At 40.1% G+C, this 14,818-nt stretch carries 11 protein-coding genes; 3 read left to right on the top strand and 8 right to left on the bottom strand.

Annotation, left to right across the window (positions count from 1 at the left end):
• Positions 1 to 27 precede the first annotated feature (27 nt).
• From A923_RS0100835 to A923_RS21875, 4 genes are all read right to left on the bottom strand, one after another.
• Positions 28 to 423, bottom strand: coding sequence for a hypothetical protein (locus tag A923_RS0100835; RefSeq protein WP_017219738.1), 396 nt, complete (start codon positions 421 to 423; stop codon positions 28 to 30).
• Positions 424 to 567: 144 nt separating this feature from the next.
• Positions 568 to 1,392, bottom strand: coding sequence for a response regulator transcription factor (locus tag A923_RS21880; RefSeq protein ID WP_017219737.1), 825 nt, complete (start codon positions 1,390 to 1,392; stop codon positions 568 to 570).
• Complete coding sequence (locus A923_RS0100825; protein WP_192810663.1) at positions 1,393 to 4,167, bottom strand: sensor histidine kinase; 2,775 nt, start codon at positions 4,165 to 4,167, stop codon at positions 1,393 to 1,395. It abuts the gene before it with no gap.
• Positions 4,168 to 4,386: 219 nt separating this feature from the next.
• The gene (locus A923_RS21875; RefSeq protein WP_017219735.1) at positions 4,387 to 6,486 is read right to left on the bottom strand and encodes a putative bifunctional diguanylate cyclase/phosphodiesterase; all 2,100 of its coding nucleotides are present in this window, start codon (positions 6,484 to 6,486) and stop codon (positions 4,387 to 4,389) included.
• Positions 6,487 to 7,024: 538 nt separating this feature from the next.
• Between A923_RS21875 and A923_RS0100815 the strand changes: the two genes are divergently transcribed.
• From A923_RS0100815 to A923_RS0100805, 3 genes are all read left to right on the top strand, one after another.
• Positions 7,025 to 8,794, top strand: coding sequence for a methyl-accepting chemotaxis protein (locus tag A923_RS0100815; RefSeq protein WP_202800822.1), 1,770 nt, complete (start codon positions 7,025 to 7,027; stop codon positions 8,792 to 8,794).
• 297 nt (positions 8,795 to 9,091) lie between these two features.
• Positions 9,092 to 10,369, top strand: coding sequence for a lipopolysaccharide biosynthesis protein (locus A923_RS0100810; protein ID WP_017219733.1), 1,278 nt, complete (start codon positions 9,092 to 9,094; stop codon positions 10,367 to 10,369).
• 71 nt (positions 10,370 to 10,440) lie between these two features.
• Entirely contained in the window at positions 10,441 to 11,103 is a 663-nt protein-coding gene (locus tag A923_RS0100805; protein WP_017219732.1) for a hypothetical protein, read from the top strand.
• Positions 11,104 to 11,187: 84 nt separating this feature from the next.
• Here A923_RS0100805 and yidZ read toward each other — a convergent pair whose 3' ends face one another.
• The 4 genes from yidZ to A923_RS23150 all read right to left on the bottom strand — a co-directional run bounded on the left by yidZ (position 11,188) and on the right by A923_RS23150 (position 14,712).
• Positions 11,188 to 12,147, bottom strand: a complete 960-nt coding sequence (gene yidZ / locus A923_RS0100800; protein ID WP_017219731.1) for an HTH-type transcriptional regulator YidZ — start codon at positions 12,145 to 12,147, stop codon at positions 11,188 to 11,190.
• Complete coding sequence (locus tag A923_RS0100795; protein WP_017219730.1) at positions 12,122 to 13,321, bottom strand: MFS transporter; 1,200 nt, start codon at positions 13,319 to 13,321, stop codon at positions 12,122 to 12,124. Before A923_RS0100795 ends, yidZ begins: the two co-directional genes overlap by 26 nt.
• A 354-nt stretch (positions 13,322 to 13,675) precedes the next feature.
• Complete coding sequence (locus A923_RS22455; protein ID WP_017219729.1) at positions 13,676 to 14,407, bottom strand: helix-turn-helix domain-containing protein; 732 nt, start codon at positions 14,405 to 14,407, stop codon at positions 13,676 to 13,678.
• Positions 14,408 to 14,409: 2 nt separating this feature from the next.
• Entirely contained in the window at positions 14,410 to 14,712 is a 303-nt protein-coding gene (locus tag A923_RS23150; protein ID WP_202800821.1) for a hypothetical protein, read from the bottom strand.
• Between the last annotated feature and the right edge of the window lie 106 nt (positions 14,713 to 14,818).

The raw sequence follows: 14,818 nt of genomic DNA, 5'->3' as shown, positions 1-14,818 counted from the left end.
GCGTTATATCCAAGATAATATGGCAGGTTAATATGGCGGAATAATGCGTATATCACAGTCTTCTTGTATAAACTCAAAGACAGACGTTATCTCTTCTTGATTACTGTCGGTCCGCAAATCAATTTCAAAACTAAGATAATCAATACCCTCTAGACTGGGTATTTTCTCGGGTAACACAGTGAACGTAATAATACGGCCAATTTGCTGTAAATATTTAACAAAGAAGATATGCTCCATGCCTTGTTTAAACACATCAACATCAAAGCGTAAGGATATATGCCAGTCCTTATTCGTCGCGACTTGCTCATCACTACTATCTAATGTCTGAATTCTATTCTCAGATGAAACATCAACCATGCCAGCCAATAGCGCTTCTATTTCAACTAAACAATCCTGCTTAGCGGCGTCCAGATCACGACTCATGTTAAATTCCTTTTTGATCATTACATGTTCAACTATCTTCTATGCTATAACCCCCCTCTTTTTAGCAATACCCCATAAAAGAGGGAGATAAAGGTGAGGAAGGATAAGTAAAGTCAAAGAATGGGGGGTAAAAGAGAGCCTGCATTAATCATCTACATTTGATTGTGAAAACAGCTCGTTAGCTTTAACTGCAGCTTCTCGACGATTATTGACATTCAGTTTATGATAAATATTTTTCAGGTGACTTTTAACGGTTTCAGTAGATACAAACAGCTCTCTTGCAATTTCCTTACTTTGTAAGCGCTTCGTCAATAACTTTAGGATCGTAAATTCCCGATTCGTCAGTAAATTGAGTAAATCAGCACTGTTTAGTTTTATAGCTGAATTCCCGGTAAGCTCATTATTTTCATCTAGGTTTACGGACATTGCTTCTGGCGATAAAGCGGTTTCTCTATCCTGAGCTAATTCAACTTTAGACGGTCCTTTACGGCGATTACGAAAACCTGATACCACGATATCGGTAACCGCACTGCTCAGATACATTTTCTCATCCATCACAGCATAAATTGCCTGAATTAGTTCTTCGGGTAAACTTTCTTTAAGTAAATACCCAGCAGCACCTGCATCAAGCATACCTTCTACATAATGCTGAGATGAATGTATAGAGAGTGCGATCACTTTGCTTTCTGGCGATGTAGCGACAATCTGCTTCGTTGCCTCAATACCATTAAGTTTGGGCATGCTAATATCCATTACCACGATGTCGGGTTTTAATACCTTTACCTGCTCCAGCGCTTCTTCACCATTATTTGCTTCCCCTACCACCACTATTTCATTCTCTTCCTGTAACAGTAGCGACATCCCTTTGCGTAATAAAGCGTGGTCATCCACTAGCAGTATTTTAATCACTTTACGATCATCACGATTAACATCACTATTTTCATTATTATCTTCTTCATGATTCTGCATTTATTGCGTTCCAATCTCAATAACGGGTAGTGTCATTATTACAGTACAGCCTTGCAGGGGGTTAGCATTAATTATCAACTGTCCCCCAATATCAATCATTCGCTCTTGAATACTAAATATACCAAATCCACCAGCGACACTGACGTTTCCAGCGTGCTCATCAGCTATAAATCCAATGCCATTATCCTTAACGGTGATCAGATAGCATCCTGACTTTTCTTCGAGAGTGACAACGGCGACTGTCGCCTTTGCGTGTTTAATTACATTAATGAGTAATTCTCGAACATTTCGAAAAATAATGGCTCTGAGATCAAGACTTGCGAAGTCTATTGCTAATCGATCAATAACCTCAATGTCAAGACCATGACTTGGCTTGCACGTTTGTTCTTTCCACTCGGTGATGGCAACGGCTAAGCCAAACTCATTCAATGATGGCGAACTGATTTCAAAAATAAGATGGCGAGTCTCTTGAATGACCGTTAAGATCAATTGAGAACAATTATGCACTAGTTCTGCTGTTTTTGCGTCATCCGGCAAACGTTTAAGCACCGCAGCTAACTGCAGTCGCGTTAATGCGAGCGATTGACCAACATTATCGTGTAAATCAGCGGCAATATGGCGTCGTTCTTGTTCCTCGACAAGCGCTAATTGTAGCGCTAATGCCTTTAAACGCTGCTGATAATTAATTAGTTTCTGTTCAGATTCTTTCAGCTCTGTAACATCCTGCAAGATACCAAACATCCAAGTAGGGCTCTTTGCGTCATCGCATTCTAGTGTAACGGTATTATCTGTAGAAACATGGCGTACGCTTCCCCCAGATTGAATAATTCGAAAATTAACTCTTGCGTTATGCCGAGACTTTAGCAAGTTAGACGCGGCATAATTAAAGTACTCATAGTCATCAGGGTGAATATACTCAATGAGAACCTCGTAGTTTAACAGCGTGCTAATAGGCAGACCTAAAATCCGATATATTTCATCCGAACAATGAAATTGGTCATTAATCAAATCCCATTTCCAATAACCTAAACGAGCGATCCGTTGTGCTTTTAGCGACTCGTTTTGACTTTCAAGCAGTGCATTGTGAGCTTGTTCTCGTTCAACGACTTCTCGCTGTAGCGCGACGGTACGGCTATTGACTAACTTACGTAAGCTGCGATTCCATCCGACAAAAAACGAGACGATAATAAGTGCGATGGAAAAAATTGCAGATATCCACAAAAACACCTCAACTAAATCAACACCTTGAACTTGGTAATTCAATGCAACATATTTGTTACGAATAGCTATTTTTTCTTTTTCGCTAATACTAAGCAGGGCAATATTTATAATATCGGTCAACTCAGGCCAATCTTTACGGTTACCCATCGCAAAATATTCACTGTTTAACGAGCTAGAAGCATCAATCTGAATATTTGAAAAACCACGTTTCTGAATAATATAAGCCGCATTAGTCAAACTGCCGACAAACGCATCAACGTTACTTTTTCTTAAGGCTTCGAGTGCCAATTCATTGGAATTGTATAAAGCTAATGTAATATTTGGATATTGAGCCGATAACAAATGCTGTACATTACCGGCTTTGAGTACTGCCACCAGTTTGCCTGATAGCCCTTGCAGATTAACGCTAAAATCATTGTTATCACGAGTAGCAATAACGGTTGGAGATTCAATATAATTATCGCTAAATAACATATATTCTAGTCGTTCACGACGGGGGACGATCAAAGCGGTCAAATCAACGCTTGAGCCACGCTTGAAGCTTTCCAGAAATTCGCTAAAAGGTTGCTCCGATACTTCATAACTGAACTTTATGCCAGAGCGGTCAGCAATTAAGTTAAGGTAATCAATAGCAATACCTTCAGGTGGTCGACCCGCTTTAATGATCATATAAGGCGGTAAGTCGCTCACTCTTACCCGCACAACATGCTGCTCCGCTAACCATGCTGTTTGCTTAATGCTTAACGCCAGTTGTGGCTTTTTGACGACTTTCGAATAAAGTGCAACCCACTTATTTTTAATGATTTGATGTTGTGGCTTTGAAATAGAAGCAAACGCTTTATTCAATATGACTGTAAATTGCGGCCAATCTTTGCGCACTGCGACATATAAATCACCGTGCATGGTGCTAGGTAGTCCAGCCACTTTAAGCCCGGTGATTAAACTTTTATCAATAATATAACTAATGGTTGGCAGGTTTTGAAGTAACGCCTTAATATCTCGATTTACCAGCGCATGTACTATTTCCTGATGGGTATCGTATAGCACCAGTTCAATATCGGGATGGTTTTCATTGATGAAATTAACAGAATAGTCTCCCGCGAGAACACCGACTCTTTTATTCGTCAAATCATCTAGGTTAGTGATTCCCTGAGTCTCTTTATTCACAAAAATAGCGTATTGAAGTGTCGAATAGGGGCCTGCAAAATCAAGGTGCTTTTCTCTCTCTTTGTTCTTCAACGAAAGACTAAGGCCATCCAGCTTATGCTCTTTTGCCAACGTTTGCATTTCACTCCAATCACCCGAAACCATATTAATCTGGATCCCTAACCCCTGCCCAATGAGCTTTAAGTAATCCGGAGTGATCCCTATCGATTTCCCCTGTGTATCAATAAAGTTGAGCGGTGGATATACCCCCCCGCCTAGAGTAATAATTGGATGTTCATCCAGCCAACTCTGCTCATCGGCAGTTAAAGCTAACCCAGGGTTAACAGTGACAGGCAATGGTGCATAAGCAGTGTGGGCGAATACTGTCGATGAAAATAAGATCAGCACGAACGATCCAAACAAAACAACTAATGCAAACACAAATACAGCAATCGAAAGCCAAATGCGATTGTTTAACCTCCGTTTTGAATAGTATTTACCCATAATTTTCCATCGTCATATATAAAACATATTGAAGGCACTGACTCTACATCAAGCGCTAAATAAAACCATTAAACCCACAGAAATATTCACTACCCCTGCCACTTAATAAAGATCTGTTTGTAGCTACATTAATGCCTTTTTATTATTCTTATCAATAAGGTTGTTTACCGCGCAGCCTGCACCGGATGACCAGTTAGCTATCCACTTAGGCAGTTCGCTAGCAGGCATAGCTAGTGCGATACCATAGCCTTGCATCATTTCACAGCCAAGCTCTAACAATGCGACGCCATGCGCTCTCGTATCAACCCCCTCAGCAATGACTTGACGTTTGAATGACTTAGCTAAGCCAACAACACTCTCTACCATTATCAGGTCATCAGGATCAGTCAACATATCCCGCACAAAACTCCGATCTATCTTAATAAGGTTAGCTGGTAAATGCCTTAGATAGGTCAGTGAAGAATAACCGGTACCAAAGTCATCTAAAGCAAAACTGACCCCCAGTTTAATACAGTCATGCATGATTTTCGAGACCTGCATTACATCTGCTAACGCACTTGTCTCAAGCACTTCTAAGAGCAAAAATCGTGGTTCAACCTGCGGCCATGCAGACAGTAGTGTTTGCAAGCGTTCAACAAAGCCATGTTGTAATTGCAATGCGCCGATGTTGACGCTGATAGGTATGTCTAATCCTAACGCTTGCCACGCCGCAATTTGACTAAGCGTTGTTGTGATGACCCATTCGCCAAGCTCGATGCTAATGGGATAATTTTCAATCAAAGGCAAAAAATCGCTCGGTAAAAGTAACCCTCGATCTGGATGTTGCCAACGAATTAAGGCTTCAGCACCAATCACGGTTCCCTTTCTAAAGTTAACTTTGGGTTGGTAATACAAGACAAATTCATCTTTTTGCAGAGCCATACGAATACGATCAAAATTGACACGTCGCGTATCCATTAACCTGGATTTTGTCACGTCAAAAACGAAATAACAGTTCTTCCCTGCTTTCTTCGCTTCATACATCGCTTGGTCAGCATGACGAATAAGCAGATCCGAGTCCGAGTCCGTATCATCTTGCGAATAAAATCGCACACCAATACTCGCTGACACTTTTAATGTAACCTTACCCACAGTGACAGGATCTGATATAGCCTTTAACAGCCGTTCTAATATAGATTTACAATTATCTTTATTTTCTGATCCCGTGAGCACTGCGACAAACTCATCCCCCCCAATCCGCGCAAGCGTATCGTTTTCACGTAACGTCTCTCTCATGCGATGTGAAAGTGTAATTAAGAGTTCATCACCGATATCATGCCCATAGGTATCATTGACCGCTTTAAACCCATCTAAATCAATAAAGAGTATTGCTAACAACAGTTTATTACACCGACATTGACGCTTGGCACTGGAAAGACGTTCTCGAAGTAATGTGCGGTTTGGTAGATGGGTTAAGGGATCAAAGTGAGCCATTTCTTCAAGTTTATTTTGATAGTCCTTAATATGCGAAATATCGCTAAAGAGCGCAACATGGTGCGTGATAATGCCTGCATTATCACGCACGAGACTAATTGACAGCGCTTCAGGATAAATATCACCATTTTTACGGCGGTTCCAGATTTCACCGCTCCAGTGTTCTTTTTCTACTAGCATGTTCCAGATCTCAGTATAGAATGCTGGCGGGTGCATACCTGATTTCAGAATGCTTGGCTTCTTACCTAACACCTCTTGGCGACTATACCCGGTGATGGCCGTGAACATACCATTGACATCAAGTATGTTACCGAGCGGATCGGTGATGATAATACCTTCTCTGGCATGGGTAAAGACACTGGCTGCAAGCTTTAGCTTTTCATCGGATAGCTTCAATGCAGTAATATCAATATTTGAACCGTCGATCCTAATTAGCTTGCCAGCATCATTACGAAATACTGTCACCATACTCTTTATGTGAAAAATATTACCACTTGGCTGATGCACACGAAAATCTATTTCAAGCTGTTTGCCATCATGGAGCATTGCTTTTACTTCACTATCTCCACGCTCGCGGTCATCAGGGTGTAAATGTTGCTCCCAAGCAATGACAGCTTCAGCGAAATTTTCATTACGCATATGATCGAATGCGAATAATGACGTACCTATTATATATTCTTGGGTTAACAGATTCCTGTGCCACATGCCCATACCATTTGCGGCGATGAATGCAAGATTTATAGATATCATGTTTACCCCTGAATTTAATTAACGTCTACAAAAACAACCTGTTAGCGAACGCTGATAATAACGAAGTTGAAGCCAGCTCCCCACCCCGGCAATGGGGTATTAGAGAGGGATAAATGGGGGGTAACGAGGCAGCTTAAGGCTCGATGATTGCAGCAAAACCGAACTAACGCACCTATATAGAGGTAGTTTAGAGTGAAAAACTGAGCCGGCGTCTAGCAAAATATAAAGGCAAATAATATAATAACGATCTTAGAATTCTAATTTACCAACTGGATAACATGTTGATTATTTAACGACTATTTCCTTAATCAACCATAAGCATTCAAGTTTAAGCGTTGGTAAATGTCCAATACGTTCCCCTTAATCTCTTCTGCATGCATGATGCTGAGAGGCTGAATTAACTTTTATTAAATAAGATAATCAAATTATGAATAAATTCAAACTCCAAATAATAGGAACGCTGAGCGTAATAATTGTTGTCATAATTACGCTGTTGGTTTCTCTAAATTACATCTCATTCAAAGATGAGAGTGTTGATTTGAACAGAGCGTTATTACGTGAAAAAAATATAACGACTCACGTTGATTTAGTACAAAAGTTCCTTGGTTATAGACAGATGCTATCGTCTGTTAATGTTTCCGCTGTGGACATGAGTGCTGATGGCTTATCTATCAATGCGATAACGCAATTAAAAGCGCTATCTAGAGCACAAAGTACAATGAGTGACGGTGTATACCTTTTCACCAGAAAGGGCGACATTTATAATGCTGACGGTGAAAAGCTGAATTTTAATGTCAAAGCTTTAGATCGAGATTATTATAATGCCATCTTTAATAAAGGCAGTGCATTTGTTGTATCCCCGCCTTTTAAATCTGCGGTAACAGGAGAAGAAGTGTTAGGCATGGCCCTTAAAATTAACGCTTCTGTTGCAGTACTTTCTAATTTACATTTAGACGACGTACTTGGAGCAAGCGTTAATAGACAAGATATGTTCATGTACACTGCTGATGGTACGATATTAATTGCTCCCTATCCTGAACTCATTAATAAAAATATTTTTACAGTACGTCCTTTATATAAACAATTAAATGCCAACAACCCAGTATTGTCATATACCACGGATGTTAATGGTGACGATGTGGCCTTTACTTCATTCTGGGGGATGCTAGATACAACAGGATGGGGTTATGTCACCTTCATTCGCGATAGTGTTATTGAAAAAGGGGCTGATAGCCAATTGACCTCAGGTATATTAACAGCTGTCATTAGTTTGATTGCCGCGGTGCTTGTTTTACTCGCTGTTGTGAATAAGTTAGTGCTAAAACCCGTCGGTGGCGCGCCGAGTGATATTGCCGCTTTAATGGAAAACATGGCAAGTGGTGATTTAACTCAGAATTTAAATCAAACAGGTAAGGAAACGGGTATTTACCTTTCTTTGATTAATTTATCTAGTCAGCTAACAGGCCTCATCCAAAACTCTCATAGCATTTCAGAGAGCGTTTCGTCTGCTTCACAAGAATTAAATACAGTGATGAATCACACCCAAAGCAATGCCCAAAATGAGCTGGCGCAAATGGAAGGGATTTCGACTGCGATTAATGAACTGTCTACCACGTCTCAAGAAGTAAGTAGCAAAGCGGTAATGGCTGATAGCGAAACCAGGAAGGCACAAGAAAGCGTCGTAAACGGCAAAAAAACACTAGAAAAAACCATTGCTTTAACCGATGAAATTAACGCTTCGGTTGCCGATACAGCAAAAATTGTTGAAGAATTAAAGCAGTTTGCGTTTGAAATTGGTTCTGTCACAGAAGTCATTAATAACATCTCAGACCAAACAAATTTATTAGCATTGAACGCCGCTATTGAAGCAGCACGCGCTGGTGAACAAGGTCGAGGTTTCGCTGTTGTTGCTGATGAAGTTCGGAATCTGGCGTCGAAAACGCAAACATCAACAGTGAGTATTCAAGAAATCATAGAGAAACTGCAATCTCAATCTGAAATGGCCGATAAAAACATGCTTAAAAATGTAGAACTGATTCAAGAGTCTGTTTTACTTGCTGACCACGTTAAAGCCTCGTTTGAGGATATTTCATCCGCAGTACAATCTATTTCAGACATTAATACCCTAGTGGCTACCGCTTCAGAGCAACAGTATTGTGTAACAGAAGATATATCCAAAAATACGACCATGACTTTTGACTTGGTACAGCAAAACGTATCCGCGGTTAACCAAACATTGCAAGCATCGTCGGAGTTATCGCACTTGGCTGAATCGCAAAAACAAGAACTTTCATTCTTTCGAGTTTGATTGAACGTTTAACGCCAACGACCCAGATATAATGTAAGTGCGCTTTATCCTGCGCACTTACATTTTGTCTAATGGCGATCATGACCGGTATTCATATTCGTTATAACAGGAGCCTAGGAATAACCAATCAAATCACCGCCGCTTTACAATCACGATAACTCTGCCCTCGCTCGATATTACCCCACACTTATTTGGGTTATTCTTTGCTCATAGCGTTAAAACTTTAAATGAGAATCATTTTCAAGTAGAATCTATTTCCATACACAATATTATCTTATACAGGCATGAGTTAGATCTATGCAAAGCGAATCATTAGAACGTCTTAAGAAAGCATTCATCTCTGGTATTTGGGCTACGCTGGCAAGTATTAGTGTGGGCTTTGCCTTTAAGATTTGGCTGGCACAATGGGTGGCGAAAGGCGATCTGGCTTTGTATCACACCGTCGTAGATATCATCTCACTGTCATTGATTTTAATGACTGGTTTTCGCTCTTCGATGGTGGTTACTTACTCTCAAACACACAACGACCGTGATATTATCAATATCTTCCGTTTCAGTTTAATTACGATTGTACTGATTACTTGGGGGGCCATCATTCCCTATATTAAACATTCGCTTAATATTAATGTTGGCTACTTACAGATGGTTGGCATCATTTTCGGCATGGGGTTAAAGATCTACTTTAGCAACCTTGTCGCCATGTATCGTTTATACGAGGTGTCCAATAAAGTCACCTGGTTTGAGCCTATCAGTAATGTGGTTATGTTTGTGTTCTGTTATTATTTCTTAGGGCTGGATACACTCTCGTCTCTGTTTTATGGCCTAACTCTATCTTCGCTATCGATTGCTATTTATATGTATGTGCGCCGTAAGAAGTCGATCACTACACTTCCTTTAGCTCTGGTACACCTTGACCCTCCGCTTATCAGTTACGTGAAGAAAAGTTTTACCGCGTCTCTAGAAGCCGGAGCCAGTATCTTAATGATTTATATCACCGTACTCCTGACGATCACGCATTTTAGCGTCGATGAACTCGGGGATTTCCAAGTGGTCGTTCGCCCTGTATTTACTTATATGACGATGTTATTCGTTTTCCCTATTTATCGCTTTGTTCTACCTGAATTAGCGGTGAATATACGCAATGCCGACCATGAACAAGTGAAGCAAATACGCCGATGGGTGTTTAAGTTGTCATTTGCAGTTGGATTATCATTTGTCGCTATTATGTTTTTTGGTGGTAAGTCGATGATTGCTTCGGTATTCCCGCCCGAATATAGCAATGCCCTACCAGTGTTATTTCACTTCTCCATCTTCTTTGTGTTTATGATGTTAAACGCTTACCAACTAGCATATATTAAGGCGCATGGTCGATTTACCCTTAGCCTGTTAATCCGTCTTATGGGTATCGTTACTTTAGTCGCCGCGTATTACCTGTTGTCACAAATGACTGCAAATGTTGTCGCGATCATTACCGCACTTTGTTCTGGCTATGTTGCGATGTTCATTTTATCAAGTATTGCAGAGCGTCAAATTTTGAATACAACAACGAATAAAATCACGCCAGCTACAGCGTAAAGCGTGCTGAAAAACTAAGTCGTAACGTATTATAACGGTCAGAAATCAGGCTTTAAAAAGGATTTTAATACATGCTAAAACACTTAATTTGGGGATTAATTAGACTAGGAATCGTTTTAGTTTTCGTATATCCGGTCGTCCGCGCCATCATAATCATGGCTGCGACAGCAATCCCCTATTTTAATCTAGATATGAGGCTTGAAGCCGTCATTTGGATATCTTCATTGATAAGTGTGTTGGGTTATATTTTACTTCGAACTGCAAACACCAAAGAGATCGGAAAATTTGTTCTTTTAAGTGTACTCGGCTCGATGGTGTTGACTATGTATGAAGGTGATATATCCGGAGACTTTCCATTAAGGTATGTCACTTCGTCATTATTTTTAATTCCGCTCTGCTTAATTATGATGGTGTATTTCGTTTTCCCGATACGACAATTAAAACCATTTATGTTTCTTGTCCCCGTATCCTCATGTTCATGGTTAATGTATAAGTCTATCTATCAGCCGTCCTATTTCGCATATGAATTTTTTACTTCAAAGCCAACTATTTCCGCTGAAGCCTATGCCCGCATCATGTCTGAAATACCGCAGATATACTTAGATGGTTTCATTTCAGGACTCTTTTCACTTGGTTTGTTATGCCTCTATTTGTTCTGCCTTTATGGACATAATCCCAGGGGTATATATAAAAGCGCAAGAGGGAAATTAGCGACGTTTGGTGTGGCTAAGTAAAACGCTGAAATCGACCTATTTTTGCGGTCTTAAAAATGACATTAGTATCGATGTTATCAACACCAAAAATAGCTTTCACTACGATTATGGGTTAATGCAATACAGTGATTTAATGGCTTCTTTCAGCCACAGCAACTTGGGATTGTGAGCGTTACGTTTGTGCCAAATTAACGTGAATGGAATTAACAGTTTATCTTGATAAGCCTTGTCTACCGGAATGGGTAAACACAACAAATCTGGATGTTGCTTCTTTGTATAATGCTGGCAATAAGCAGGTGCAGTCGTGATCATATTTTGGTTTGGTTGAGCCGACATGAATAATGATTGCTCAAAGCTAGCCATAGTCAGGGTAATATCTCGCTTCAACCCCTGTTCACTCAGTATTTCATCCAATGCCCAAGTTTCACATTTCTCCCAAACGATATTAATATGTGGGTATTTGAGGAAAGTATCAAGGCTCCACTCTTCTTCTAAGGCTGGGTGGTCTTTACGCAAATATACAACGGGAAGATCAGAGAAAATAACTTCAAAATCAATAAAGTAAGGAAGCAGATGTACAGATTCTTTTGATCGTGGATGGCTCTCTCTTCCTGTGAGCCCAATATCAGTTTCACCACGGATAATTGATTCTAAAGAATCGTAATCCCAGTTATACGTTTTTATTTTTGCATCGGTATAATGTTGTTGAATTTTCTGGACTAGTTCATTTAACACTGTGAGCAAAAGCGGAGATTCAATCGCTAAATCAAATTGAATACCTTTTGGCGAATCACCGCTATGTTTTTCCAAAAGTTGACTGCTTATCTGTAACCAATCTGCAAGATCTTGTTCCATGCTCTGTGTAAACGGCGTTGGTGCTAACCCTTTAGGTGTTTTAACAAACAAAGGGTCACCAAACCAATCTCGCAATTTTCTCAACGACTTACTCACCGTAGATGGCGTGACATTCAACTTTTTTGCTGTTCTTGATACGCTATGTTCTTTAGATAATAGTTGTAGTGTATACAGCAAGTTAAAATCAAGCTGGGCAAGTGATTTTTTCATATTGATGGCCGTGAGAAGGTTTAGGTATCCATAATATTAGAGCAAGGCTAATTACGCTACCTATAATCAAGGTTGTAAGCAGCATATTCAGTGCATTTATGCCAACAGCACCCATTAACCAAATGTACAAAGCCGAGCAAGATACTTGAGTAATACCCAGCAATGAACTCGCCATCCCTGCGCGCACAGAATACGGGCTAAGAGCTTGACTCATGGATACACCAAAACCAATGGCAAAACCCGCACATAACAGTCCAAAACCGAACAAATATAAATGATTATTTAAATTCAAAAAGAGTGTGAGTGTTATCATCGCAGCAGCTAGCGCAAACAATATTTGTGATGCCAGTAGTAAGCTACGTTCTTTAAATATAGATAATGCAAAAGGTGCAGAAAACGAGGTCAGCATACTGACTAAAGCGGTGCCTGCCACAATAGTAGAATACTCACTTCTATCAAACCCCATTTCTCCCATTATCAATAAAGGTGATACGTTGACATAAGTTAAAATGGTCATCACTCCGAGCGACGTTATAACCACGCGGCTGATAAAAAAGCGCTCTAAAAATGATTCTTGCACAAGGCTACAGTCTGAATGAATGTCATTAATGGCAGCTAACTTGTTTGGCTTCGTTTCTTTTAATACCAGTGAAGATAATAAGCTGACCACGCCCCCCATTACCGCCATCGTAATAAATAGACTTGACCATGGAAATTTGAGCATTATAAGGTAACCAATCACGGGGGCAACAACAGGAATAACACAAGTGATCCCGTTGAGCATAGAAAGTACTTTAGCACGTTGAATATCGCCCAAAGTATCACGAATAATGGCAAAGGAAACCACATAACAGCTACCCGCACCAATCCCCTGGATGAATCGAGCAATAAGAAATTGCGTACTATGTTCGGCCATTCCAGCAAGTATTGATGATACTGTAAAGATGATGGCACCCGTAATAGCAACAGGTTTACGACCTATTGAGTCAGCCACTTTCCCAGCAATAAGCATCGTTGTCGCCATACCGATCAAATAGATAGAAAAAGCAAAATGCAGCTGGGATTCAGTTGCCTGAAGATCTGCTGCAATTTGTGGCAGACCAACAAGATAAAGATCGATGGCAGTGGGATAAAGTAGTACAAGTGTAAAACTACAAAGAAGATATCGGAACATAAAAACCTCACAAATGATTAGTTATGAGTATGATAGTGCTATCCGTATTGACTGGCGAGTGAGCTTTATGACATCAGGTATTTCCATTGGCGACAGACACTAAAATAAGCCTTGGTTATTCTCGATATTCAATCTGTAATGCGAACGACATCCTTCGAAGTTAGAGCTCTAAGCTATTACTGCCCCGAAGTGTGTTAGAGCTGTTACTCACTTATAATCTTAAAGTAACTTCGCCATACGAAACGTTATGTGAATTACATACGGTTATCTTGTGCTGATTGATCGCGCATACTATCCAACTACTTGGCTGAGAAGGCTTGATTTATATCTTTTAAAAATATAAACAAGTTCATTTTATTGCTCAGAGTTGTTTCTTCGATATTCAGTCGGAGTCATTCCTGTCAATCTTGAAAATTCACGATTGAAGTTTGACTTAGTTTGAAAACCTGAATTCATGAAAACCTGTGTAATACTGCTCTGAGAGCAAATCAAAGAATGTTTTGCATGCTCAATTCGATGCGAGTTAATAAGTTTAGAAATGTTCTGTTTGTGGACTACATTGACTGCGATGGAAATCTGCTTCGCAGGTAGGCCTAACTTACGCGTCAACTTGGAAAGCGTAAGTTCAGGGTCGAGGTAGAGGTATTCTTGACGAACCTTTTTATCTAGCATGGCTGTAATTTGTTGCGCACGTTCCAATGTCATGACTGTATTAATCGCAATTTCTTCATTAGGTTTGGCTGCTGTGTGTACTTGAGTATCTTCTTGTGTGGGTGCGTCGATACTTGCAACTACCACTGCAAAAGAAAGCGGTAGTAAAATAACTAAGTGCGTTGCGGCGAGAATATCAAGTGCCATATCACCTTTGTTAAAATTGATGTCCAAGGAAATCAAGGCATCAACTAGTGCAGAAAGTAACAGCATAAATCCTGCGAAAATTTCAGCTTTCTGAACTGTTTCCCAATTACCTAGCGAGATATTTATCAGTGTTGACTCTTCAGAATAAGATCGAATGAGTGCCAAACCATATCCGACGTAAACTAAAAAAATCACACCATCAATGGGTACTTCTAACCATGGCCTCATAATTATGCCGATTGTGATATAAAGTGGCGCATGAAGTGCTTACAGAGATCCCCTTTGTTATTTTGGTTTGTATGAGTAAACGTATACCATGCTGCGAAGGGGATGGCTGAGGCTAAAATAGGTTGGATCGCGCTTAAAATGTTTAATCCGAAAGTCCAACGTAAACCAACTATTGTAGTTGTTGCAGCACAAAGTCCTAAAAACAGACAAGAGGCTCTAGCTTGCTTTGAAGAGCGGGCATAGAGCGCTAATGCTAGTAACCCTAGCATAATAGATATAACGAAAGGCAAAGGAATAGAAAGCATAGCATGCCCTTTTTTTAAGAAAGTGGTACTCGATGACCTTTAATGATAAGTCGTTGAAATATAATTGAAAGGAAAATATATGCAATACCAGTTTTAGCTCGACCTA

Origin of the sequence: Moritella dasanensis ArB 0140, assembly GCF_000276805.1 — a bacterium.
In the GTDB taxonomy this organism is placed as follows: Bacteria; Pseudomonadota; Gammaproteobacteria; order Enterobacterales; family Moritellaceae; genus Moritella; species Moritella dasanensis.
This window is presented reverse-complemented; position numbering and strand designations above follow the sequence as displayed.